Source organism: Haemophilus haemolyticus (genome assembly GCF_003493685.1).
Lineage (GTDB): Bacteria > Pseudomonadota > Gammaproteobacteria > Enterobacterales > Pasteurellaceae > Haemophilus > Haemophilus haemolyticus_O.
On the sequence record NZ_QQJW01000001.1, the window covers coordinates 157,119 to 181,443 of the forward strand.

Below are 24,325 nucleotides of genomic sequence, written 5' to 3' on the forward strand. Positions count from 1 at the left end.
TTAATTATTAAGACTAAAAAAATTATATCACTATTTTGTATGATAAGAACGATGTCTTGTATGCCCTTGCGCAGCTGTACGTTTTAACCGATACGGTTTCGGCAGTTCAAGCAAGGCTTCTGTTTCATATTGGCTCACTGGGATAGAATGGCCAATATATTCTTCAATTGCGGGTAAATTCATCGCATATTCTTCGCAAGCAAAACTAATCGAAACTCCACTTTCCCCTGCTCGTCCAGTACGGCCGATTCGGTGAACATAATCTTCTCGATCATCGGGTAAATCATAGTTGAAAACATGCGTCACATCAGAAATATGCAAGCCACGAGCAGCCACATCTGTTGCTACTAAAATATCTAAATCACCGTCAGTAAATTGTTTCAATAGCGACAAACGTTTTTTCTGTGCTACATCGCCAGTCAGTAAACCAACACGATGCCCATCAGCCGCCAAATAACCCCAAATTTCTTCACAACGATGTTTCGTATTCGCAAACACAATACAGCGCTCAGGCCATTCATCTTCCATTAAGGTTAAGAGAAGTGCCATTTTATCCTGATTAGATGGATAAAAGAGTTCTTCTTTGATTTGGTGGCCTGTTTTTTGTTCCGGTTCGATTTCAATATATTCAGGATCATTCATATCTTCAAATGCTAATTCACGTACTTTATAAGAAAGCGTCGCTGAAAATAACATCGTTAAACGCGCTTGTGGAGCGGGGCATTTACGCAATAAATAACGAATATCACGGATGAATCCAAGATCGAACATTCGATCCGCTTCATCTAGCACGACAACTTGAATCTCATCTAAACTAATTACGCCTTGCTTCACATAATCAATAACTCGCCCTGTCGTACCAATCAAAATATCTACGCCACGCTCAATCGCTTGTAGCTGTTTGTCATAACCATCGCCACCATAGGCAAGTGCGGTCTTTAATCCACTCGCTTTTGAAAGAAATTCAGCGTCATTACTAATCTGCACCGCTAATTCTCGAGTAGGCGCTAAAATCAAAGCTCTTGGGTGAGGATATTCAAGATTAGGATCTTGGTGAGTTAAAAGATGGTGAAAAGTAGCCGTTAAAAAAGCCATTGTCTTGCCTGTACCAGTTTGAGCTTGTCCTGCGACATCTCGTCCATTTAAACTGATAGGCAAGGATAAAGCCTGAATTGGGGTACAAAAATCAAAGCCTTTTTTTGCCAAAGCATCTCGTACAATCGGATGTAGAGGAAGATCGGAGAATCGTTGTTGGCTTAAATAATCTTGTTGCATAAAAATCACATTTTAGAATAATAAAATTACGTTTAGCATAGCATGCTTAGGGAAAATCCTCAAAAAAGGACCGCACTTATAAAAATTAACCAATAGGGTTTCCTATCGGTTAATCTCTATTTAATGCTCCATTCATCACTCACATTTGGATCCATTGCAAAATCTGCAGTATCACTTGGAATCGCTTTTTCTTCAGCCGCCCATTCGCCAAGATCGATTAACTGGCAACGTTTGCTACAAAAAGGTCGAAAAGTACTTTCATTTGTCCAAGGCACAGATTTTTGGCAAATCGGACAAGGTACTTCAATCATTTCGTCAGACATTTTTATGTTCCGCTTGTTGTAAATAAAACTGGTGTAATTCTAGCACCTTTTGTTGCAAGTGCGGTAAGTTTTGGGCCAGTTCAGCATCATTGTTAATCACATCATCCGCCAACTTTAAACGCTCTTGTTGAGAAACTTGAGAATTCATAATTCGTTGAATTTGCTCAAAATTATTGTTATCTCGTTGAGCTGAACGAGCAAGTTGAGTTTGTGGACTCACATCCACCACCAAAATACGATTACAAAGTGCGGTCAATTTATTTTCTATTAATAAAGGGACGACAAATAATGTGTAAGGCGCAGTTTGTTCAGCGAGTTGTTGTTTCATTCGTTCACGAATAGCGGGATGTAAAAGATTATTTAACCACAATTTATCTTCATCACGGATAAACACTCGCTCTCGTAAAGCCGCGCGATTAAGCTCGCCTTGTTCCGTTAAAATTTGAGCACCAAAATGTTCAACAATTTTTGACAATAAGGGGGAATCTTTCGCGACGACTTCTCTAGCAACCACATCCGCATCCAGTAGAGGTACACCAAGATCGGCAAATAAATTAGCAATCGTTGTTTTACCACTACCAATGCCACCAGTTAATCCAACAATATAAGTCATATAATTTTCCATAAAAAATAAGCGGCGATATTGATCGCCGCTAACCATATAATCAACGAAAGAAAATAAATCATTTCGGATAAACTGGAAGACGTTTACAAATTGCTAATACTTTTTCTTTAGTTTCAGCAATCACTTGTTCTTCATTTTCTTTGCCTAAAGCATCTAAAACATCACACATCCAGCCCGCTAATTCACGCACATCATTTTCATTGAAACCACGGCGAGTCACAGATGGTGTACCTACACGGATACCTGAAGTAACAAATGGTTTTTGCGGATCGTTTGGTACAGCATTTTTATTCACTGTAATATTTGCTTTGCCTAATGCCGCATCAGCTGCTTTACCTGTTAATCCTTGTTTAATGAAACTTACTAAGAACAAGTGGTTTTCAGTACCATTTGATACAACGTCATAACCACGTTGTTTAAATACCTCAACCATTGCTTTCGCATTTTTGATTACATTTGCTTGGTATTCTTTATATTGAGGCTCTAATGCTTCTTTAAAGCAAACTGCTTTTGCCGCAATAATATGAACTAATGGACCACCTTGATTTGCAGGGAATACGGATGATTGTAATTTTTTGTAGATTTCTTCATCGCCACAAGATGAAAGAATTAAACCACCACGTGGGCCGCCTAATGTTTTGTGGGTGGTAGTGGTTACAACATGTGCGTGCGGAAGTGGATTTGGATATAAACCCGCTGCAATTAATCCTGCTACGTGTGCCATATCCACAAATAAATACGCACCAACTTCATCTGCGATTTCACGCATTTTCGCCCAATCCACAACTTGTGAATAAGCCGAGAAACCAGCAACGATAAGTTTTGGTTTACATTCTAATGCTTTTTGACGAACATCTTCATAATCAATTAAGCCATCCGCAGTAATTCCATAAAGCACAGAGTTATAAATCTTGCCTGAGAAACTGACTTTTGCACCATGAGTTAAGTGCCCACCGTGAGCCAAATCCATACCTAAAATAGTATCGCCCGCATTAATCAATGCACCGTACACTGCAGCGTTTGCTTGTGATCCAGAGTGCGGTTGAACATTCACGTAATCAGCACCAAATAATTCTTTCGCACGGTCAATTGCTAATTGTTCCACAATGTCAGCATACTCACAACCACCGTAATAACGTTTACCTGGATAGCCTTCAGCATATTTATTAGTGAATTGTGAACCTTGAGCTTCCATCACGCGCGGACTAGCATAGTTTTCAGATGCAATTAGTTCGATATGTTCTTCTTGACGACGATTTTCATCTTGGATCGCTTGCCACAATACTGGATCGTAATCAGCAATAGTCATATTTCTTGTAAACATTGTGTTCTCCTGTTATGTAATTTATGGCAGATAGTTTAACTGTTTATGGATAAAAACTTAATTAAAATTTCATTCCTAAATTTTCATCACTTAAATGAAATTAATTCATCATAATGATATGAATTATTTTGGCAACTCTCGTTCCACAGCTCTGTAACCAATATCTCGACGATAAAAACGTCCAGACCATTGAATTTGCTCAGCAAGTTTTAAGGCTTTTTGTTGTGCTTCAAATACGCTTTCGCCTAATGCAGTAACACAAAGCACGCGACCGCCGTTCGTGACTAACTTGCCTTCTTGTTCTGCAACGCCCGCTAAGAAAACTTTCTCATTTTCGACCGTACTTTGTGGCAAACCGGTGATTTCATCGCCCTTGCGATAATCGCCTGGATAGCCCTCAGCCGCCAAAACAATCCCTAAGGAAGATTTTGGATTCCATTGGGATTTCACTTCGTCCAATTTACCATCACAGGCTTTAAGACAAAGTTCTATCAAATCCGACTCCAAACGCAACATAATCGGCTGCGTTTCTGGATCGCCAAAACGACAGTTAAATTCAATCACTTTTGGTTGACCGTTCGGCATAATCATTAGTCCAGCATACAAGAAACCGGTGTAAACATTGCCTTCTGCCGCCATGCCATTGACTGTTGGATAAATCACTTCTCGCATAATGCGATCATGAATTTCTGGTGTCACCACTGGCGCAGGCGAATACGCACCCATACCGCCAGTATTTAAGCCTGTATCATTTTCGCCTACACGTTTATGATCTTGACTAGTTGCCATAGGTTCGACGTTTTTACCATCTACCATGACGATAAAGCTGGCTTCCTCACCATCTAGAAACTCTTCAATCACCACTCGGCTACCCGCTTCGCCAAAAGCATTGCCAGAAAGCATATCACGCACAGCCTCTTCCGCTTCCTGCAATGTCATTGCCACGATGACGCCTTTACCCGCCGATAAACCATCTGCTTTGACGACAATTGGTGCACCTTTTTCTCGTAAGTATGCCAATGCCGGCTCTACTTCGGTGAAGTTCTGATATTCTGCCGTTGGAATTTTATGACGAGCGAGGAAGTCCTTAGTGAATGCCTTTGAACCTTCCAATTGAGCAGCTGATTTAGTTGGACCAAAAATCTTCAATCCGGCATCGCGAAATGCATCAACCACACCAATCACTAGCGGTGCTTCAGGGCCAACAATGGTTAATCCAATTTGCTTATCTTGAGCTAATTTCACTAATGCGGGGATATCTGTTGCAGAAATATTCACGTTTTCTACTTTGTGCTCTAATGCTGTACCTGCGTTGCCTGGTGCGACAAAAACTTTATCTGCTAGCGGAGATTTTGCAGCTTTCCAAGCCAAGGCGTGTTCACGACCGCCATTTCCGATGATGAGGATGTTCATAATGCTCCTTGTATCTTTTTGAATTTAATCCCCTCTTTAGCAAAGAGGGGTAGGGGAGATTTGGCAGAAGTTATTTCAACCTCATAGTATATTTAGCATCGTTTAAATCTCCCCCTAACCCCCTCTTTACGAAAGATGAGGGAGGAATAAGTCGCTCATTGAGCGAAGTGACGACATAAATTAATGTCTAAAATGACGCATTCCAGTTAATACCATCACCATATTATGCTCATCTGCTGCATCAATCACTTCCTGATCACGCATTGAGCCGCCCGGATGAATCACACATTGAATACCTACTTTCGCAGCTGCATCAATACCGTCACGGAATGGGAAGAACGCATCAGATGCCATCACGCAACCTGCGACAGTTAAACCTTCATCCTGAGCTTTGATACCCGCAATCTTTGCAGAATATACGCGGCTCATTTGGCCTGCACCAATGCCGACAGTTTGATTATCTTTGGCGTAAACAATGGCATTGGACTTCACAAATTTCGCCACTTTCCAGCAGAATAATAAGTCTTTTAATTCTTGTTCAGTTGGCTGACGTTTACTCACTACTTTTAAATCATCCAAGCCAACCATGCCTAAATCTGCATCTTGTACTAACAAACCGCCGTTTACACGTTTGAAATCTAAACGTTCAGAACGAGAAGTCCATTCACCACATTCAAGCAAACGAACATTTTTCTTACGTTTCACGACTTCTTGCGCTTCAGCAGAAACTTTCGGTGCAATAATCACTTCAACGAATTGGCGTTCCACAATTTCATTCGCGGTTTTTTCGTCTAATTCACGGTTGAAAGCAATAATGCCGCCAAATGCAGACGTTGGATCGGTTTGGTAAGCTCGATTATAGGCGTCTAAAATATCTTTTCCTAAAGCCACGCCACATGGATTGGCATGTTTAACGATCACACAGGCCGGTTCATCAAATTCTTTTACACATTCAAGGGCTGCATCAGTGTCTGCAATATTATTGTAAGACAAGGCTTTACCTTGGAGTTGATTAGCCGTAGCTACGCTCGCCTCTTTCACATTCAAATCAACATAAAAGGCTGCATTTTGATGGGCATTTTCGCCGTAACGCATGGTTTGTTTACGCACGAAGTTAAGGTTTAAAGTCCTTGGGAATTGACCGCACTTCGCATTCGCATCTTCTTCCTCAGCTACATGATACGGTTTCACCATTTGTCCAAAGTAGTTGGCAATCATGGAATCATATTGAGCGGTATGTTCAAAGGCTTTAATCGCAAGGTCAAAACGGGTTTCAAGTGTTAGGCTGTTTTGGTGTTTATCCATTTCCGCAAGAATTGCATTGAAATCACCATTATTTACTACAATCGCCACATCTTTATGGTTTTTCGCTGCAGAACGCACCATGGTTGGACCACCAATATCGATATTCTCAACCGCATCAGCTAGGGTGCAATCCGGTTTAGCCACGGTGGCTGCAAATGGATATAAATTCACGACAACCATATCAATGCCTTCAATGCCATGTTGCTGCATGATCGCATCATCCGTGCCACGACGACCTAAAATCCCGCCGTGCACTTTCGGGTGTAAGGTTTTCACGCGACCGTCCATCATTTCAGGGAACCCCGTATAATCAGACACTTCAGTCACCGGCAAGCCATGTTGCTCCAACAATTTTGCGGTACCGCCTGTGGAAAGTAGTTTTACACCACGCTGTACTAAGCCTTGAGCAAATTCTACGATACCGGTTTTATCAGAAACACTCAGTAAAACCTGACGAATTGGACGATCTGTCATTACATTTTCCTTCATTAAATAGTTAAAAATAAGCGGAGTAAATTATAACGCAATCGTTTGCGTAAATATAGGAAAGATTAAATAAAATGTAATACGAATAAAGTGCGGTAAATTTCAAGCATAAAAAAGCCCACATAGATGTGGGCAAATAAAAGGATTAAATTATGAAACTACAACTAAACTACTTTTTAAAAAACTTGTTATCTAAGGCACAAGCACCTGCACCAGAGAATACAAAATAGAAGAAAAGTACAGAGTAAAGTAACGCAAGCTCACCGCCATTTGCAATTGGGAATAGTAAATTCCCTTTTCCAGCCACATGCATAAAGAAATACGCAAAAGCCATTTGACCAGATAAAATAAACGCAGCTGGGCGCGTAAATAATCCTAAAATTAATAAGATTGAGCCGACAATTTCAATCACGCCACCTACAATCATCATTGAGTCACCTACCGGGCCATTTCCACCCGTCATGGAAATTGGGAACTCCCAGAATTTTGCTGTGCCATGTAAGATAAACATGTAAGCAGCAGTGATGCGTAATAGCGCTAATACATAAGGGCGATATTTTTCAAGATTGTTCATTTGCTTTCCTTTTGTTTAAAGATGAATTAAAACGGCGCCATATTAATCTTTAGCGGATAGTTAAACAATAATTAAAATTGAAAAATACTTTTTACCAAAAGTAAAAAATAACTAAAGTAGCTTTTCAATCCAATTAGAAAAAGAATCGGCATCCATAAAGCCCGTTACCCTACTTCCTTGAATCTCATTATTTTGCTTATCAAAAAATAAAATTGTGGGTAATCCCATCACATTAAAGCGCTCCATTAATGCTTTATTTTCTGGGCTATTCTTTGTCATATTCACTTGTAACAATAAGATATTTTGAAATTGCTGTTGCACTTTTGGATCTAAAAAAGTCAGCTTTTCAAATTCTTTACAAGCCACACACCAATCCGCGTATAAATCCAGCATCGTGATAGAATGCGGATTTTCCGCTAAAGTGCGGTCAAATTCTTCAATATTTTTAATTTGCTTAAATTTAACCTGAGAAACAGGCTTATTTTCTACCGCACTTTGTGTTGTAGTCTGAGTTTGCCAAATCCAATTTTGCAAAGGTTGTACGGAAACCATAGCCAACGCAAAACTAATAATTTTAATGGCATAGCCAAAACCACTCTTAGGCATCTGCAACGCAAACCAAATAAAGAATGCTGTCGCTAATCCAGCCCATAAGCGTGGCTCCCATGCTTCAGGCAAAATACGAGAAAGTAAAAACACAGGTAACGCTAACATAACAAAGCCGAATGTTTGTTTCACTGTGTTCATCCACTCACCTGATTTTGGCAAAATTTTATTACCAAACAATGTGATTAACATTAGCGGCACGCCCATACCAAGTGCGAGTAAATAAAGGGTTGCTGCGCCTGTGAATAAATCACCGCTTTGCGCCACATAAAGTAAAGCCCCAGAAAGTGGTGCAGATGTACAAGGTGATGCCACCAGCCCAGCAATCATTCCCATTGCAAAGGATCCGCCAAAAGCGCCCGAAGTTTGTTTTTGGCTCCATGTATTGAGTTTATTTTGTAAGCTATTTGGCAATTGAATAGTAAATAAGCCAAACATTGAAAGGGCAAGAACAACAAATAAAATAGAAAGCCCAATCATTACATAAGGATGTTGCAAGGCAATTTGAAACGGCAAACCGATAGCCGCTACTGCAAGCCCTAACAAGGTGTAAGTCAGCGCCATGCCTTGAACATAAAGAAAAGCTAAACTAAACGCTCGCATCATATTTGGACGTTGTTGCTGACCGATAACAATAGCAGAAAGCAACGGTAACATTGGCAATACACAAGGTGTAAAAGCCAGTCCCAATCCCAATAAAAAGAAACCGAAGATCGCCCATTTACTATGGAATAAACCATCAGCTAAACGATCTTGTTCAGATAAAAGTGCGGTATTTTTTTCAACTGTTTTTTCGACAATTTTCTCTTGAGAAACGGCTAAATCCCCAATTCGTAATACTTTAGTTTCAGGCGGATAGCAAAAACCTTCGGTACATCCTTGATAACTGATTTCAACCTGATCATCAGCATGACTAAATGCGCCGCTAAACACGCCATCAATTGAGCGAGTAAACACCTTCACTTCACCAAAATAAGGATCTTGATGTAATTCAGCTGCTTGTTGAGTATGTAAAGTGAGGGAATCCGATTTACCAACTAATTCAGCACTAATCTTATCTTGATATAGATAATAGCCATCGGCAATATCCCAATGAACCTGTAATTGACTTTTATCCTTAGATAAAGTTGCGGAAAATGCAAAAGCATCATCTACTTTCAAGAAAGATTGTTTTTTATCAAATAGACCAGCATTCGCTGCAAGTGTGGTAAAAATCAGTGTAAAAAAAAGAAAAAGTTTTTTCATAGAATTGAAAGGAAAAGTAAAAATGCGCAAAATTCTATCACAAAGAAATTTGAATATCTAAAACTATGATTTAGATCATAAAAAGGAAAATCTTATAAAAAATAACCGCACTTTTTTATTGTTACAACAATGTTACACCGCTAGAATGGAATCATGATAGCATACACCAAAATAAGTATAAGGATGGAAAATGGCTACTCCACAAATTCTCGTTGTTGAAGATGAAATCGTTACCCGAAATACGCTTAAAGGGATTTTTGAAGCGGAAGGGTATGATGTGCTTGAAGCAGAAAATGGCGCAGAGATGCATCACATGTTAGAAAACCACAATATAAATTTGGTGGTGATGGATATTAATTTACCTGGTAAAAACGGTTTATTATTAGCAAGAGAGCTCCGCGAAGAACTCAACTTACCACTTATATTCTTAACTGGTCGTGATAATGAAGTCGATAAAATTCTAGGGCTAGAAATTGGTGCAGATGATTATTTAACCAAGCCTTTTAACCCTCGAGAATTGACTATCCGTGCACGAAATTTATTGCATCGCACAATGCCGCATCAAGAAAAAGAAAATACATTTGGTCGAGAATTCTATCGTTTTAATGGCTGGAAATTAGACTTAAATAGCCACAGTTTAATTACACCAGAAGGTCAAGAATTTAAACTTCCGCGCAGTGAATTTCGTGCAATGCTACATTTCTGTGAAAATCCAGGAAAATTACAAACTCGCGAAGAATTACTAAAAAAAATGACGGGACGTGAATTGAAACCTCAGGATCGTACCGTAGATGTCACAATTCGACGCATTAGAAAACATTTTGAAGATCATCCTAATACCCCAAATATCATTATGACGGTGCATGGTGAAGGATATCGTTTTTGTGGGGATATAGAATAAAGTCATTATTTCTATCAACTGAGAGACTATTTTAAAATTCCTTTTTGAAATTAATTTCCCATTTTGATAGAATCCATACGCTTTCATTGTGATTGTCACAATGAAAAATGAGTTCGGATGAAGGTAGCTGGAGAGCGGGGAATTGACCCCACACCGACGATGTAAAATCTTTCAGGTGCGATGGCAGGGACTGTTACTGGACGAACCCTTGGAGAGATCCATTTTAGAAATGGACGCCGAAGGCGCAAAAAAGCGGTTAATTTTTCAATCGTTTTTCAAACGCTCAGGCAAAAGGACAGGGGCAAAAGACAATCTATCGTAAGTGTGGAAATTATCTATCTTTCACCGCACTTTCTTTTCCATTGTATCTTTTCGTCTTCTTGTCGTGTTTATTTTTGATTTAAACGACGAGGAATCACATGACAATTGAGTCAATTCTTTCAGCTATTGATAGCTTTATTTGGGGAGCACCGCTACTCATACTCTTATCGGGCACAGGGCTCTATTTAACGCTACGTTTAGGTTTTATTCAAATTCGCTATTTACCACGTGCGCTGGGTTATTTATTTAAAAAAGATAAAGGCGGGAAAGGCGATGTGTCATCTTTTGCCGCACTTTGTACCGCATTAGCAGCAACAATCGGAACTGGTAATATTGTGGGCGTTGCAACTGCTGTACAAGCAGGTGGGCCTGGCGCTATTTTTTGGATGTGGCTAGTCGCCTTGTTAGGAATGGCAACAAAATATGCCGAATGTTTACTCGCGGTTAAATACCGTGTTCGCGATAAAAATGGATTTATGGCTGGCGGTCCAATGTATTACATTGAACGCGGATTAGGTATCAAATGGCTAGCAAAATTATTTGCATTATTTGGTGTAATGGTGGCCTTTTTCGGGATCGGTACATTCCCACAGGTCAATGCGATTACCCATGCAATGCAAGATACTTTTAATATTCCAGTTTTAGTTACTGCAATTATTGTGACGCTTTTAGTCGGCTTAATCATTCTTGGTGGTGTAAAGCGTATCGCAACCGCATCATCGGTAATTGTGCCGTTTATGGCGATTTTATACGTCACAACTTCACTGGTTATTATCCTTTTAAATATAGAAAAAGTACCAGATGCAATCTCATTAATTATTTATAGTGCTTTTGATCCGCAAGCGGCGCTAGGCGGGGCTGTTGGCTTTACCGTAATGAAGGCTATTCAATCAGGCGTCGCTCGAGGCATTTTCTCCAATGAATCAGGTTTAGGAAGCGCACCAATTGCAGCCGCAGCGGCACAAACTCGTGAACCTGTTCGCCAAGGTTTAATTTCCATGACAGGTACATTCTTAGATACCATCATCGTTTGTACAATGACAGGTATTGTATTGGTATTAACGGGAGCGTGGAACAATCCTGAATTAGCGGGTGCGACAGTAACAAACTATGCCTTTGCACAAGGTTTAGAGACATCAATTGGCGCAACGATTGTAACCGTCGGTTTATTATTTTTTGCATTCACAACTATTTTAGGCTGGTGTTACTATGGTGAACGTTGCTTTGTTTACCTCATTGGTATTCGTGGCGTAAAACTATATCGTTTAGCTTATATTGTGTTGGTGGGATTAGGCTCATTCTTACATTTAAATTTAATATGGATTATCGCCGATATCGTAAATGGTTTAATGGCCTTTCCAAATCTCATCGCGCTCATCGGATTGCGAAAAGTTGTGATTGAAGAAACAAAAGATTATTTCCAACGCTTGAAAATAAATCATCACGATCAAGACGAAATCGTAGAATAATCAAATGAAAAAAGGTGTGGATACAATCAATATTCACACCTTTTTTCTTATCACAATTTCCCATCTTAACAACTTATCTTCGAAAGAAAAGCAGCTTTTTTCAGAAATTAGACATAGATCATATTTTTAAAAATTACTTTGATATTTCCTCTTAAAGCCCTTGAAAACCCGAATTAAGAAAGCTATTTTGTAGTTAAAGAAAACTGTAAATCACGCAACAAAGAGGTAAATGCTATGACACTTAATATCACCAGCAAACAAATGGAAATCACCCATGCAATTCGTGAACACGTGGAGGAAAGACTCGCGAAATTAGGTAAATGGCAAACACAGTTAATCAACCCACATTTTGTTTTAAACAAAGTACCGAATGGATTTACTGTAGAAGCATCTATTGGCACGCCACTGGGCAATTTATTGGCAAGTGCAACCTCAGATGATATGTATAAAGCAATTAATGAAGTTGAGGAAAAATTGGAGCGCCAGCTTAATAAACTTCAACATAAAAGTGAATCTCGTCGAGCAGATGAACGATTAAAAGATTCGTTTGAAAGTTAATATTGAAAATAAACTAAAGAAAGGCAAAAGAGCGGTGAAATTTTTCACCGCTCTTTTTTCTTAACTAGAATTAGATTTGTGTTAAATCTACGTTTTTAGTTTCTTTTGATGCTAATAATGCTAATAGCGTCATGAGAGCATTGATTGCTAAATAAATTCCTACGCCCATTACACCGAATGACGCGTTAATTTTTAAAGAAATCATCGCCGCAATCGTTGCACCAATAATGGATGCTAAATTATAGGCGAGAGATGCGCCTGAATAACGTACTTCTGTTGGAAATAATTCTGGCAATAGCGCAGCCATTGGACCAAATGTCATCCCCATGATCGCCATACCAATCACTAAGAATGCAAATACGCTCATCGGGGTACCATTTTCTAAAAAGAATGGCATGGTTAAACCAAGTACACCAACAGCCACCGTCACCCAAATCAACCATTTACGGCGACCAATTTTATCAGCATAAACACCAGAAATACTGATAAAAATACCAAATACAATGGCACTAATTAATAACAAGCCAGTAAATGTATTTGCTGGGATACCTAAGCCAAGCGCATAACCTGCTTCAGAAAGCTTTGGTGCGGTTCGAGAATATGCCTGCGCAAAAGCCGTCATAATGTAAAACAAAGAATAAGTTGCTACCATAATAAATGTGCCAATGATCATTGGTTTTAAGTGTTTAGTAAAAACAACACTCACTGGTGCATTCAATTTTTTGCCTTTTTGCTCTGCTTCCACAAATACGTGGCTTTCGTGCAAAGTTAAGCGAACATATAAACCAACTACAACTAATAAAATGGAAGATACAAATGGGATACGCCATGCCCATTCCACAAGGGCATCTTGCCCGAGGAAATAGCTAACTAAAAAGAATGTTGCATTCGCTACAAATAAGCCTATTGGCGCACCTAATTGAGGGAAAGTACCGTACCATGCACGTTTACCTTCTGGCGCATTTTCTGTTGCGACTAAAGCTGCACCGCCCCATTCACCACCGAGTCCAATACCTTGACCAACACGGCATACGCAAAGCAAAATTGGCGCCCAGATACCGATTTGAGCATAGTTAGGAAGTAAACCAATTACCACTGTTGAACCACCCATTAAAACAAGTGAGGCAACCAAGGTTTTTTTACGACCAATTTTATCGCCAAAGTGACCAAATAATGCGGAACCAATTGGACGTGCAAAGAATGCTAAAGCAAGCGTAGAAAGAGAAAGTAAATCATTAGAAAGCGGATCATCGCTATGGAAGAATTGCGTATTGAAAACTAATACAGCCGCAGCCGCATAAATATAATAATCAAAAAATTCGATTGCCGTACCGACCATCGAGGCTAACGCCACTTTCATCGGATTATTACGAAGTTGTGTAGACATTGTATTTCCTTAGTAGTTTATTATAAAAAGAAAGGGTTGAATCCTAGCATTTTAACTAAGGTCTAGCAATTTTTAATATGCAATTTTCTATTTTTTCAGAGAAATATTTTGAATTTTCTAAATGCGAGTTATGCCCAGCGGAAGGAATGGTTACTAAATCAATTTGATTTTCTTTGGCTAAAACTTGGAACTTATGATCTCGTTCGCCACAAAAATAAAAAAATGGCAAAGCACTTAACCGCACTTTTTCACTAAAATCAGGTTGTTTAGATAAACTTGTCGCCAGCAGCATCTTACCAATATTTTCCCCGTAACTTGATTTTCGTTTTTCAACTAACTTCTGTCTTTCTTCTGCAGTCAAATGAGAAAACACGGGCTGTTGATACCAATCATTTAATACATTTTCTGACGATTCTTGCATAAAACGTTGCGCCCAAGCAAAATCATGTTGAAAACGAATTTGCTTTTCTTCGTCAGTTTTTAAACCTAGATTCCCCCCTTCTAAAATAACGCCTTGCAAATTAGATCGTTCCACCTGAGCTTGCAGTGCATAATACAAAGCAATCCTTCCACCTAGAGAATACCCAACAAGAAAATACGGCTCATTTTTCACCGCACTTTTGATTTGCTGAGCCAAATACTCCGCCGTTTCTTCAAAATTTGTGACTTCAATGTCTTTAGCTTGCCCATGAAAAGGTAAATCTAGCGCAATACAATTAAAGTGCGGTAGATTTTCAATGACTTTTTGCCAGTCGTTTTTTGTACCAAGAAGTCCGTGAAGAAAAATGATGTTTATCATTGAAGGGATTATTGATAGAAAATAATAAAATATGGCGGACTAAAGCCCGCCTACAGAATACTTAAGCACCAATCACGGCGTGACTAATTTGCTCGATTAAGCGTTTATACAAACTACTACCATCACTCGGATTCGTTTTAATTTCAATTAACGTTGCCTTGCGGCGACTATAAGCCTGTTTAACAACGGAATTGAGATCCGCCCAAGTATAAGGATGAGCGTATTTGAGATCGAACATTGCCGCAATTTGAGAAAAATCGCCATTATGCGGTAATCGATAGAACTGATCTTTGACTTGTTCATCCACAGGTAACATATCAAAAATCGCGCCACCATTATTATTGATCACAAAGATTACCGTTGGTTGCGTAACATTTTTGAATAATGCGAAAGAATTCAAATCATATAAAGTGGACGTATCGCCAATCACCGCAACAACAGGTTTATTTGAACCAATACCAATTCCAGCTGCCGTAGCCAACAAACCATCAATTCCACTCGCACCACGATTGGTATAAACGGGATAACTTTCTGGTAATTGCGTTAGCGCATCAACCAGACGAACAAGTAAACTATTACCTAAAAATAAAACACCGTTATAAGGTAAAAGTGTTGGTAAACGTAATGCAAGCGAGGCTTCTGTTAAATTTCCACCGACTTGCTGTTCAATAAAGGTCGCACAGAACTTAGATAAAGCTAACGGCTCAAGCAACCAAGGCTTTTGGCGTAAAGGAGGATGTGCACGCAACCAATGATGTGCTTTAGCATTAAATCTAGTAAGCGAATGATGATAAGGATCTAATGCTTTACCGCTGTGTTCAACCAACCAAAATTCACCTTTAAATGCCTGTAAGAATTGATTAATTCGTTTACTGATAAAGCGTGCACCAAATTGAATCACAATATCAGCTTGCAGAAGTTTTTCACGAACAGTTTGGTTCGCAAGCCAAATATCTTCATAAGGCGTCGTTGGAACAACACCGGATTGAATATCCGTCAGTAATACCCAGCCCATAGCACTTGCCCAAGAGTTAATGCCCATCGCTTGCTCTGCAGGTAATTGACCAACCACAACGACACCTCGTTTGGTACGCCAATGATCCCAGTTTTCATGCATTAATACTTCGTTCTGTTGCGCTTCCACATTCATCCAAGGCTTAGTTTGAATTAACCAGCGTTGTAACGGCAGCAGCCAAGGGTGAGAATCTACCTCCTCATCAGTTGCATCATAAAGTGGCTCGGCAAATGGCACATTAATATGAACAACACCACCTTGTTGTTTTTGTTGGAAAACTGCCTGTTCAAGTAAAGAAATCAACCACTGCGCAGAATAATCTGCGTTCGGTTTAGGTAAATTAACATTTGCAACTGGATACTGACCAAACATATTTTGCTGCAAAATGGCCTGATTTGCACCGCACTCCCAAAGTTCTGGTGGACGATCAGCAGTTAAAACCAATAAATTCACACCCGTTTGGCGTGCTTCAATAATTGCTGGATAAAGGTTTGCAGTCGCCGTGCCTGATGTCACAATAATGGCAACAGGTGATTGAGTTGCTTTGGCAATACCAAGTGCAAAAAAACCTAAACCACGTTCATCAAAATGCGTATGACAAGTGACTGAACCCGCATTTTGCAAACGTACGGCTTCAAGAGTTAAAGGTGTCGAACGCGAACCTGGCGCGATACAAACGTGAGAAACGCCTTGGCGCACCAAGGTTTCTAAAATCACTTTCGACCAACAACGATTAAACACGCTTACCGACATTTTTTTCTCCGTTATCATTTTTCTTCTGCAAACAAGGAAATCAACCCTGCTGCTTTACGTTCAATTTCTTTCCATTCTTCCAATGGATGCGAGCCTGCCACAATACCTGCGCCAGCAAATACTCGAATACGATGACCTTCAATAAAGGCAGAACGAATCGCCACACAAAACTCTGAACATGCATCGCTCATCACACCCAATGTTCCCGCATACCAGCCTCGATCAAAGGTTTCAATTTCTGACAAAATCATTTTGGCTTGTTGCTGTGGCAACCCCGATACTGCTGCTGTAGGATGAATCGCTTTTAATATATTTACATCTGCATAATGTGCGGTCAAATTTGCACGAATTTTACGAATCAAATGTTGTACTTTACGTAACGGTTTCAATTCCACATTGCTTACATCAAAACTTTCTACTTGCTTACGTAAATTCTGCGAAATATCTTCTACAACCAACCAATTTTCTTTTAAATTTTTCTCGTCATTTAATAACCAATTGGCTTGAGATTGCGTTTCTTCCTCACTTTCAGAAACCGATGCTGTCCCCGCCAAAGCTTCGGTTAGCAACAAGTTATACTCACGAGCAAATAGGCGTTCTGGCGTAGAACCGACAAAAACCGAATAAGGATTTTCAGCCCACAAAAAATGATAACAACCTTGATTTTGTTTTTCGCTTTCTACTAAAAAATCGTACGCATTAATCGCTTGCTTTAAATGAAAAGTGGTTTCATTGGCTAATACAATTTTTGTCAGTTCCCCACTTTTAATTTCTACCAAAGCCTGATTGACCCAATCACACCAAGTTCTTTCGTTAGCTCGAGGCTCTGTATGCAAAGGAATTTGTTTTGGCAAAGCAGAAAGTGCGGTGATATTTTCAAAAGTTTTGAGGTGGGCTAAAGTATCATTCGCGCTTTGCTTATCTTTCACAAAAAATGATACCAATGCACCTTTCTCATCCTGTTCAACAAGAATTTTTGGCAATACAAATTGTGCGGTACCTTGGAATTGCAAACCGCCTACCAGTGGAAAACCACTTTCTTCAATAAACTCTTGCGCTAAATTTAACTGTGAAAATGACCGCTCTTCACCAAGAGCTGCCAATGCTTTTGCTTCATCACGAAAATGTAAATAAAATTGTGGATACGCAAATTGACCTTTCAGCCACGCCAACAAATCGACCTTGTCCAGTTTCACCTGAAAACGGACAAGTTCATTCGTTGATTGCTGTAAATATGCGTGAATTTGCGATTTTAACTCGCCTATTGCCTGCGCTAAATAACTCATTAGATTTTGTTTTAAATACACAAAAATTAGCCGTATTCTACCGCAGATTGTTAGTGACAAAAAATTTTTTTACAAAATCTTTTCAATATTGAAAATTCAGCGTAAATTAACCGCACTTTTCTCGAAAAATTTATTAGAAACAAAAGGATTTCACTATGAGATTATTCCCAAAATCCGACAAATTAGAACACGTATGTTATGACATTCGCGGGCCAGTACACAAAGAAGCACTACGCTTAGAAGAAGAAGGCAATAAAATTTTAAAACTAAATATCGGTAATCCCGCACCTTTCGGCTTTGAAGCACCAGATGAAATTTTAGTGGACGTGCTACGTAATTTGCCGTCAGCGCAAGGCTACTGTGATTCAAAAGGGTTATATTCTGCTCGTAAAGCCATTGTTCAATATTACCAATCAAAAGGGATTCACGGCGCGACCGTCAATGATGTGTATATTGGTAACGGCGTATCTGAGCTTATCACAATGGCCATGCAAGCATTACTCAATGATGGCGATGAAGTACTCGTGCCGATGCCTGATTATCCGCTTTGGACTGCTGCGGTAACACTTTCTGGCGGTAAAGCAGTGCATTATCTCTGTGATGAAAACGCGAATTGGTTTCCCGCTATTGATGATATTAAAGCCAAGGTGAATGCGAAGACTAAAGCGATTGTCATCATCAACCCGAACAACCCAACTGGCGCAGTGTATAGCAAGGAGTTATTACAAGAAATTGTGGAAATCGCGCGCCAAAATAATTTGATTATCTTCGCAGACGAAATCTACGACAAAATTTTATACGATGGCGCGGTGCATCATCATATTGCCGCACTTGCTCCTGATTTATTAACGGTTACACTGAATGGTTTATCAAAAGCTTATCGAGTTGCAGGCTTCCGCCAAGGCTGGATGATTTTGAACGGACCAAAACATAATGCGAAAGGTTATATTGAAGGCTTGGATATGCTGGCATCAATGCGTTTATGTGCCAACGTACCAATGCAACATGCAATTCAAACCGCACTTGGTGGCTATCAAAGTATTAATGAATTTATTTTACCGGGCGGTCGATTACTTGAGCAACGAAATAAAGCCTACGATCTCATCACTCAAATTCCAGGCATTACTTGCGTGAAACCAATGGGGGCGATGTATATGTTCCCCAAAATTGATGTGAAAAAATTCCATATTCACAGTGATGAAAAAATGGTGCTTGATTTACTCCGCCAAGAAAAAGTATTACTTGTGCACGGTAAAGGATTTAATTGGCATTCACCAGATCACTTCCGTGTTGTTACTCTTCCTTATGTAAATCAACTTGAAGAAGCCATTACAAAATTAGCAAGATTTTTGTCGGATTACCGTCAATAATGAATGCTTTGGCAACATTACAAAGGGGGCTAAATATCCCCTTTTTATCGATATAAATATATAGCACTTTCCTCTTGCACTACTATAATAGTGCAAATTTATTTTAGAGGCATTTTATGACACAACAAAGATTACCTTCTCTCTTAGGTGGTGCGATGATCATCGCTGGTACAGCTATCGGTGCAGGTATGCTGGCTAACCCAACTTCAACGGCTGGTGTATGGTTTATTGGTTCGATTCTCGCTTTAATTTATACTTGGTTTTGTATGACAACATCAGGATTAATGATCCTAGAAGCTAATCTACATTATCCAACAGGTTCGAGTTTTGACACCATCGTTAAAGATTTATTAGGAAAAAGTTGGAATATTATCAATGGTCTTTCCGTTGCTTTCGTCTTGTATATTTTGACTTATGCCTACATCACCTCAGGCGGAGGCATTACACAAAATCTGCTCAACCAAGCATTCAGTTCTGCTGAAAGTGCGGTGGATATTGGAAGAACTTCAGGATCTTTAATTTTCTGCTTTATCCTTGCCGCCTTCGTGTGGCTTTCAACCAAAGCTGTGGATCGTTTCACAACTGTGTTAATTGTCGGGATGGTGGTCGCTTTTTTCCTTTCTACTACCGGTTTATTAAGCTCTGTAAAAACAGAAGTTTTATTCAATACCGTTGCTGAAGGCGAACAAACATATTTACCTTATTTATTCACCGCACTTCCAGTTTGCTTAGTGTCTTTTGGTTTCCATGGAAATGTGCCGAGCTTAGTAAAATATTACAACCGTGATGGTCTCCGAGTCATGAAATCAATCTTCATCGGTACGGGATTAGCACTCGTAATTTATATTTTATGGCAACTTGCTGTGCAAGGTAATTTACCTCGCACCGAATTTGCCCCCGTGATTGAAAAAGGCGGCGATGTTTCCGCATTACTAGAGGCATTACATAAATATATTGAAGTGGAATATCTTGCCGTCGCATTAAATTTCTTCGCTTATATGGCGATTGCCACATCATTCTTAGGCGTAACATTAGGTTTATTTGACTATATTGCGGATCTGTTCAAATTTGACGACAGCTTGTTAGGACGAACAAAAACCACAATAGTGACATTTTTACCACCGCTATTATTAAGTTTACAATTCCCTTATGGTTTTGTGATTGCCATTGGTTATGCAGGATTAGCAGCAACCATTTGGGCTGCAATCGTACCAGCACTTCTTGCTAAAGCAAGCCGTCAAAAATTCCCTCAAGCGAGTTATAAAGTTTACGGTGGCAATTTTATGATTGGCTTTATGATCTTATTCGGTGTGTTAAACATTGTGGCACAAGTCGGCGCAAACTTAGGATGGTTTGCCAATTTCACAGGATAAGTTTTACTCGATACAATAAGGGCGTATATCATGCGCCCTTTTTATTTGTAATATAGGATATGAGATGAATAATAAAACTAGCGTTTATGACAAAGAAAACTTCTTTGAGCTTTATCAGAAACTCCGCGCAAATCCAATTAGTCTCAATGAAATTGTCGAAAAGCCGACCATGCTCTCACTGTTGCCTGATTTAAAAGGGAAAAAATTACTCGATTTAGGCTGTGGTACAGGAGGACATTTACAACTTTATTTAGAACGAGGAGCAGCTAAAGTAATTGGAATCGATTTTTCAGAAAAAATGCTTGAACAAGCTGAAAAAGATCTGCAGAAGTGCGGTCAATTTTCAGAGCGTTTTTCCTTATATCACTTACCAATGGAAAAATTAGCTGAGTTACCAGAACATCATTTTGATGTGATTACTAGCTCTTTTGCCTTTCATTATATTGAAAATTTTCCGGCATTATTATCAACTATCTATGACAAACTCTCGTCTAATAGCATATTGGTTTTCTCACAAGAACATCCGATAACCACTTGCCACAAAGAAGGGGAACGCTGGGAAAAAAATGACAAAAAACAGCAAGTTGCTTATCGTTTAAATCATTACCGAGAAGAGGGCGAACGCAATAGAAATTGGTTCAAACAACCTTTTCAAACCTATCATCGAACAACAGCGACAATTATCAATAATTTAATTCATGCAGGGTTTCAAATTGAGCAAATGGAAGAACCAATGCTTGCCGACCAACCGCAATGGCATAATGAATTTAAAGATTTATCACACCGCCCACCATTGTTATTTATCAAAGCAAGAAAAGTGGAGAAATAAACAAAATAAACTGGTTTTTAACCGCACTTTATGGTATAAATCGCCCCGCTGTTTTGCCTTTCAAAAGCAGCTTTTTAATTACTAACAACACACACATATCAACAAGGCTTAATCGGGGTGCCAAACGGTCGATTAGCTGATATGTGGAGGCTCAACCCCAACAAAAGGAAAATATTATGGCACAAGTTTCAATGCGCGACATGATCAACGCGGGCGTACACTTCGGACACCAAACTCGTTACTGGAATCCACAAATGAAACCTTTCATTTTTGGTGCTCGTAACGGTGTTCATATCATCAATCTTGAAAAAACTTTACCTTTATTCAACGAAGCTTTAGCGGAATTAACTCGCATTGCTAGCAACAACGGTAAAGTATTATTCGTTGGTACAAAACGTGCAGCGTCTGAAGCAGTTCAAGCAGCAGCATTAGATTGTCAGCAATATTACGTAAACCACCGTTGGTTAGGTGGTATGTTGACTAACTGGAAAACCGTTCGTCAATCAATTAAACGTTTAAAAGATTTAGAAACCCAATCTCAAGACGGTACTTTTGATAAATTAACCAAAAAAGAAGCGTTAATGCGTAGCCGTGAGATGGAAAAACTTGAATTAAGCCTTGGCGGTATCAAAGATATGGGCGGCTTACCAGATGCGTTATTCGTTATCGGTGCGGACCACGAACATATCGCTGTTAAAGAAGCAAATAACCTAGGTATTCCTGTATTTGCTATCGTTGATACTAACTCAACACCAGCTGGCGTAGATTTCGTTATCCCTGGTAACGATGATGCAACTCGTGCTATCCAACTTTACGTTTCTGCAGCTGCAGCAGCGGTTAAAGAAGGTCGTGGTAACGAAGCTCAAGTTGCTGAAGAATTAGCAGCTGACGCAGAATAATTTAAGTTTTGCAATAAGGCGAAGCCCTTAATAATCAAGCGATTAATTGGCATAGGGGCTAAAATTTAGCCCCTATATTTTTATCTAAAAGTGCGGTCAAAATAAACCGCATTTTCGACAGAGGATTTTAAAAATGGCTGAAATCACAGCATCATTAGTAAAAGAACTTCGTGAACGTACCGGCGCAGGTATGATGGAATGTAAAAAAGCATTAGTTGAAGCAAACGGTGATATCGAGCTAGCAATCGACAATATGCGTAAATCTGGTCAAGCCAAAGCAGCTAAAAAAGCAGGCCGTGTTGCAGCTGAAGGTGTTATCCTTGCTCGTGTAGAAAATGCTTTCGGTGTATTAGTTGAAATGAACTGTGAAACTGACTTCGTAGCAAAAGATGCTGGTTTCTTAGGTTTAGCAAACGAAGTAGCTGATTTCGCAGCAGCAAACAAAGGTACAACTATCGAAGCATTACAAGCACAATTCGAAGAAAAACGTGCTGCATTAGTAGCTAAAATCGGTGAGAACATGAACATCCGTCGTGTTGCTTACTTAGATGGTCAAGTAATTGCTCAATACTTACACGGCGCGAAAATCGGTGTATTAGTTGCAGGTCAAGGTTCAGCTGACGAACTTAAAAAAGTAGCTATGCACGTAGCTGCATCTAAACCTGAATTCGTAAATCCAGAAGATGTATCAGCAGAAATAGTTGAACACGAACGCCAAATCCAAATCGACATCGCAGTTAACTCTGGTAAACCAAAAGAAATCGCAGAGAAAATGGTTGAAGGTCGTATGAAGAAATTCACTGGTGAAGTTTCATTAACTGGCCAACCATTCGTAATGGATCCTTCTGTATCTGTAGGTGACTTCTTAAAATCAGTAAACACTTCAGTTTCTAACTTCATTCGTTTAGAAGTAGGCGAAGGTATTGAGAAAAAAGAAGAAGATTTTGCTGCTGAAGTTGCAAAAATCACTGGCGGTAACGCATAATTCTTTAACGATAAAAAATGTATGCTTGTAAGCCCAATTTAAAGTTGGGCTTATTTATTTTTAAAAGAATTTCAACTTATTTCGTTAAGTAAATTTTATACACATAAAAATCTGCATTTTAATCAGTTATTAAACTTGTAAAATGCAGATTAAATGATGGGGTATCAATTAAGAAATTTTCTTTTCTAATGCTTTTAGGCGTTTATGTATGCCATCAATGCCTAATGTTAGAGCTGCCGTTTTACGCCACTCTTTATTCGTTTGTAATGGGATACCAGAGGAATATACGCCAGGCTCTGTAATTGGACGCATAACCATTCCCATTCCAGTAATGGTTACTTTATCACAAATTTCCATATGACCATTAATCACACTCGCACCGCCAATTAAGCAATAGCGACCAACAGTTAAGCTACCTGCCATAATAACGCCACCCGCAACCGCTGTACCAGTGCCAATATGAACATTATGTGCAATTTGACAAAGGTTATCGATAATAACGTTATCTTCAATAATCGTGGCATCTAATGCGCCTCTGTCAATACAGGTATTCGCACCAATCTCAACGTTATTACCAATTATTACTTGCCCTACTTGTGGAATTTTAATCCAACGACCACGATCATTTGCGTAACCAAAACCATCACTACCGATGACTGTTCCTGATTGAATTAAGCAATTAGCGCCAATCTCAACGTTATGGTAAACAGTTACATTAGCCCAAAGTTGAGTGCCTGAACCTATCTTAGTATTTTTACCAACAAAACAATTTGCACCAATGATCACGTTATCACCAAGTACAACACCTTCTTCAATCACAGCATTCGCACCAATTGAAACATTCTCACCTAAAGAAGCACTATCAGAAATTACCGCACTTTTTGCAATGCCTTGCGCTGCTTTTGGCGTGCTATCCATATATTGCGCTAAAATGGCGTAAGCTACATAAGGATCTTTCACAATAAGTAAATTGCTTTCTGAAGAACAATGTTCGACATCCTCTTCAGAAACAACCAAAATTCCTGCTTTAGAATCTTTCAATAATGCACGAAATTTTGCGTTAGAAATAAAAGTAAGTTGATTTGATTGGGCTTTATCGAGTGGAGCGATATTCTCAACAACAACATCGGCGTTACCGCGAACGGTAGCGCCGATTTGAGTTGCCAATTCTTGTAAAGAATAGGATTTTTGCATTATGAGAACC

The 24,325-nt window shown here is 39.3% G+C and carries 21 protein-coding genes and 1 riboswitch; of the genes, 8 read left to right on the forward strand and 13 right to left on the reverse strand.

All coding sequences use genetic code 11. The annotated features are described in order from the left end of the window. Positions 1 to 30: 30 nt before the first annotated feature. The 8 genes from rhlB to DV434_RS00855 form a co-directional block, all read right to left on the reverse strand. Entirely contained in the window at positions 31 to 1,275 is a 1,245-nt protein-coding gene (gene rhlB / locus DV434_RS00815) for an ATP-dependent RNA helicase RhlB (protein WP_192881455.1), read from the reverse strand. Between the two features lie 116 nt (positions 1,276 to 1,391). Beyond that, complete coding sequence (gene yacG, locus DV434_RS00820) at positions 1,392 to 1,598, reverse strand: DNA gyrase inhibitor YacG (RefSeq protein ID WP_005634195.1); 207 nt, start codon at positions 1,596 to 1,598, stop codon at positions 1,392 to 1,394. Continuing rightward, on the reverse strand, positions 1,591 to 2,211 hold the full coding sequence (gene coaE, locus DV434_RS00825) for a dephospho-CoA kinase (RefSeq protein WP_118785001.1): 621 nt from the start codon (positions 2,209 to 2,211) through the stop codon (positions 1,591 to 1,593). Before coaE ends, yacG begins: the two co-directional genes overlap by 8 nt. 70 nt (positions 2,212 to 2,281) lie before the next feature. Next, a complete protein-coding gene (glyA, locus tag DV434_RS00835) occupies positions 2,282 to 3,547 on the reverse strand; it encodes a serine hydroxymethyltransferase (protein WP_005648164.1) in 1,266 nt (421 codons plus the stop codon). A 123-nt stretch (positions 3,548 to 3,670) separates the two neighbouring features. Beyond that, positions 3,671 to 4,960, reverse strand: a complete 1,290-nt coding sequence (gene purD / locus DV434_RS00840) for a phosphoribosylamine--glycine ligase (RefSeq protein WP_118784904.1) — start codon at positions 4,958 to 4,960, stop codon at positions 3,671 to 3,673. A 180-nt stretch (positions 4,961 to 5,140) separates the two neighbouring features. Then, positions 5,141 to 6,739: a bifunctional phosphoribosylaminoimidazolecarboxamide formyltransferase/IMP cyclohydrolase gene (gene purH / locus DV434_RS00845; RefSeq protein WP_118784903.1), complete on the reverse strand. Its 1,599-nt coding sequence runs from the start codon at positions 6,737 to 6,739 to the stop codon at positions 5,141 to 5,143. A 181-nt stretch (positions 6,740 to 6,920) separates the two neighbouring features. Further along, positions 6,921 to 7,325, reverse strand: a complete 405-nt coding sequence (locus DV434_RS00850; RefSeq protein WP_118784902.1) for a DoxX family protein — start codon at positions 7,323 to 7,325, stop codon at positions 6,921 to 6,923. A 111-nt stretch (positions 7,326 to 7,436) separates the two neighbouring features. Next, on the reverse strand, positions 7,437 to 9,176 hold the full coding sequence (locus tag DV434_RS00855; protein ID WP_118784901.1) for a protein-disulfide reductase DsbD: 1,740 nt from the start codon (positions 9,174 to 9,176) through the stop codon (positions 7,437 to 7,439). Between the two features lie 190 nt (positions 9,177 to 9,366). Here DV434_RS00855 and arcA point away from each other — a divergent pair, with 190 nt between their 5' ends. The 3 genes from arcA to hpf all read left to right on the forward strand — a co-directional run bounded on the left by arcA (position 9,367) and on the right by hpf (position 12,425). After that, complete coding sequence (arcA, locus tag DV434_RS00860; protein WP_005627543.1) at positions 9,367 to 10,077, forward strand: two-component system response regulator ArcA; 711 nt, start codon at positions 9,367 to 9,369, stop codon at positions 10,075 to 10,077. Between the two features lie 198 nt (positions 10,078 to 10,275). Then, a riboswitch (glycine riboswitch) is annotated at positions 10,276 to 10,386 on the forward strand. Between the two features lie 110 nt (positions 10,387 to 10,496). Next, positions 10,497 to 11,867, forward strand: coding sequence for an alanine/glycine:cation symporter family protein (locus tag DV434_RS00865; RefSeq protein WP_118784900.1), 1,371 nt, complete (start codon positions 10,497 to 10,499; stop codon positions 11,865 to 11,867). Between the two features lie 234 nt (positions 11,868 to 12,101). Then, complete coding sequence (gene hpf, locus DV434_RS00870) at positions 12,102 to 12,425, forward strand: ribosome hibernation-promoting factor, HPF/YfiA family (protein ID WP_005631258.1); 324 nt, start codon at positions 12,102 to 12,104, stop codon at positions 12,423 to 12,425. Positions 12,426 to 12,495: 70 nt separating this feature from the next. Here the strand turns inward: hpf and DV434_RS00875 are convergent, their stop codons facing one another. The 4 genes from DV434_RS00875 to DV434_RS00890 form a co-directional block, all read right to left on the reverse strand. Continuing rightward, positions 12,496 to 13,812, reverse strand: coding sequence for an MFS transporter (locus DV434_RS00875; protein ID WP_118784899.1), 1,317 nt, complete (start codon positions 13,810 to 13,812; stop codon positions 12,496 to 12,498). Positions 13,813 to 13,867: 55 nt separating this feature from the next. Then, positions 13,868 to 14,611: a 2-succinyl-6-hydroxy-2,4-cyclohexadiene-1-carboxylate synthase gene (gene menH / locus DV434_RS00880; protein ID WP_118784898.1), complete on the reverse strand. Its 744-nt coding sequence runs from the start codon at positions 14,609 to 14,611 to the stop codon at positions 13,868 to 13,870. A gap of 61 nt (positions 14,612 to 14,672) precedes the next feature. Next, a complete protein-coding gene (gene menD / locus DV434_RS00885; protein ID WP_118784897.1) occupies positions 14,673 to 16,379 on the reverse strand; it encodes a 2-succinyl-5-enolpyruvyl-6-hydroxy-3-cyclohexene-1-carboxylic-acid synthase in 1,707 nt (568 codons plus the stop codon). A 14-nt stretch (positions 16,380 to 16,393) separates the two neighbouring features. Beyond that, complete coding sequence (locus tag DV434_RS00890; protein WP_192881454.1) at positions 16,394 to 17,665, reverse strand: isochorismate synthase; 1,272 nt, start codon at positions 17,663 to 17,665, stop codon at positions 16,394 to 16,396. A gap of 155 nt (positions 17,666 to 17,820) precedes the next feature. Between DV434_RS00890 and DV434_RS00900 the strand changes: the two genes are divergently transcribed. From DV434_RS00900 to tsf, 5 genes are all read left to right on the forward strand, one after another. After that, on the forward strand, positions 17,821 to 19,035 hold the full coding sequence (locus DV434_RS00900) for a pyridoxal phosphate-dependent aminotransferase (protein WP_118784895.1): 1,215 nt from the start codon (positions 17,821 to 17,823) through the stop codon (positions 19,033 to 19,035). A gap of 116 nt (positions 19,036 to 19,151) precedes the next feature. After that, positions 19,152 to 20,408, forward strand: coding sequence for a tryptophan permease (gene mtr, locus DV434_RS00905; protein WP_118784894.1), 1,257 nt, complete (start codon positions 19,152 to 19,154; stop codon positions 20,406 to 20,408). A gap of 64 nt (positions 20,409 to 20,472) precedes the next feature. After that, the gene (locus DV434_RS00910; RefSeq protein ID WP_118784893.1) at positions 20,473 to 21,237 is read left to right on the forward strand and encodes a class I SAM-dependent methyltransferase; all 765 of its coding nucleotides are present in this window, start codon (positions 20,473 to 20,475) and stop codon (positions 21,235 to 21,237) included. Positions 21,238 to 21,413: 176 nt separating this feature from the next. Continuing rightward, positions 21,414 to 22,136, forward strand: a complete 723-nt coding sequence (rpsB, locus tag DV434_RS00915) for a 30S ribosomal protein S2 (RefSeq protein ID WP_005645552.1) — start codon at positions 21,414 to 21,416, stop codon at positions 22,134 to 22,136. A gap of 133 nt (positions 22,137 to 22,269) precedes the next feature. Continuing rightward, the gene (tsf, locus tag DV434_RS00920; RefSeq protein WP_118784892.1) at positions 22,270 to 23,121 is read left to right on the forward strand and encodes a translation elongation factor Ts; all 852 of its coding nucleotides are present in this window, start codon (positions 22,270 to 22,272) and stop codon (positions 23,119 to 23,121) included. Between the two features lie 168 nt (positions 23,122 to 23,289). On the opposite strand, the gene lpxD is transcribed toward tsf, so the two are convergent. Then, complete coding sequence (lpxD, locus tag DV434_RS00925) at positions 23,290 to 24,315, reverse strand: UDP-3-O-(3-hydroxymyristoyl)glucosamine N-acyltransferase (RefSeq protein ID WP_118784891.1); 1,026 nt, start codon at positions 24,313 to 24,315, stop codon at positions 23,290 to 23,292. Positions 24,316 to 24,325: the final 10 nt, after the last annotated feature.

Excerpts from the sequence above, each read along its gene's own strand:
- rpsB (WP_005645552.1), top strand. The coding sequence starts at position 21,414 with ATGGCACAAGTTTCAATGCGCGACATGATCAACGCGGGCGTACACTTC.
- coaE (WP_118785001.1), bottom strand. The coding sequence starts at position 2,211 with ATGACTTATATTGTTGGATTAACTGGTGGCATTGGTAGTGGTAAAACA.
- lpxD (WP_118784891.1), bottom strand. The coding sequence starts at position 24,315 with ATGCAAAAATCCTATTCTTTACAAGAATTGGCAACTCAAATCGGCGCT.
- DV434_RS00865 (WP_118784900.1), top strand. The coding sequence starts at position 10,497 with ATGACAATTGAGTCAATTCTTTCAGCTATTGATAGCTTTATTTGGGGA.
- DV434_RS00900 (WP_118784895.1), top strand. The coding sequence starts at position 17,821 with ATGAGATTATTCCCAAAATCCGACAAATTAGAACACGTATGTTATGAC.
- DV434_RS00890 (WP_192881454.1), bottom strand. The coding sequence starts at position 17,665 with ATGAGTTATTTAGCGCAGGCAATAGGCGAGTTAAAATCGCAAATTCAC.
- arcA (WP_005627543.1), top strand. The coding sequence starts at position 9,367 with ATGGCTACTCCACAAATTCTCGTTGTTGAAGATGAAATCGTTACCCGA.
- rhlB (WP_192881455.1), bottom strand. The coding sequence starts at position 1,275 with ATGCAACAAGATTATTTAAGCCAACAACGATTCTCCGATCTTCCTCTA.
- DV434_RS00855 (WP_118784901.1), bottom strand. The coding sequence starts at position 9,176 with ATGAAAAAACTTTTTCTTTTTTTTACACTGATTTTTACCACACTTGCA.
- glyA (WP_005648164.1), bottom strand. The coding sequence starts at position 3,547 with ATGTTTACAAGAAATATGACTATTGCTGATTACGATCCAGTATTGTGG.
- DV434_RS00875 (WP_118784899.1), bottom strand. The coding sequence starts at position 13,812 with ATGTCTACACAACTTCGTAATAATCCGATGAAAGTGGCGTTAGCCTCG.
- DV434_RS00910 (WP_118784893.1), top strand. The coding sequence starts at position 20,473 with ATGAATAATAAAACTAGCGTTTATGACAAAGAAAACTTCTTTGAGCTT.
- DV434_RS00850 (WP_118784902.1), bottom strand. The coding sequence starts at position 7,325 with ATGAACAATCTTGAAAAATATCGCCCTTATGTATTAGCGCTATTACGC.
- menD (WP_118784897.1), bottom strand. The coding sequence starts at position 16,379 with ATGTCGGTAAGCGTGTTTAATCGTTGTTGGTCGAAAGTGATTTTAGAA.
- hpf (WP_005631258.1), top strand. The coding sequence starts at position 12,102 with ATGACACTTAATATCACCAGCAAACAAATGGAAATCACCCATGCAATT.
- menH (WP_118784898.1), bottom strand. The coding sequence starts at position 14,611 with ATGATAAACATCATTTTTCTTCACGGACTTCTTGGTACAAAAAACGAC.
- yacG (WP_005634195.1), bottom strand. The coding sequence starts at position 1,598 with ATGTCTGACGAAATGATTGAAGTACCTTGTCCGATTTGCCAAAAATCT.
- tsf (WP_118784892.1), top strand. The coding sequence starts at position 22,270 with ATGGCTGAAATCACAGCATCATTAGTAAAAGAACTTCGTGAACGTACC.
- purD (WP_118784904.1), bottom strand. The coding sequence starts at position 4,960 with ATGAACATCCTCATCATCGGAAATGGCGGTCGTGAACACGCCTTGGCT.
- purH (WP_118784903.1), bottom strand. The coding sequence starts at position 6,739 with ATGACAGATCGTCCAATTCGTCAGGTTTTACTGAGTGTTTCTGATAAA.
- mtr (WP_118784894.1), top strand. The coding sequence starts at position 19,152 with ATGACACAACAAAGATTACCTTCTCTCTTAGGTGGTGCGATGATCATC.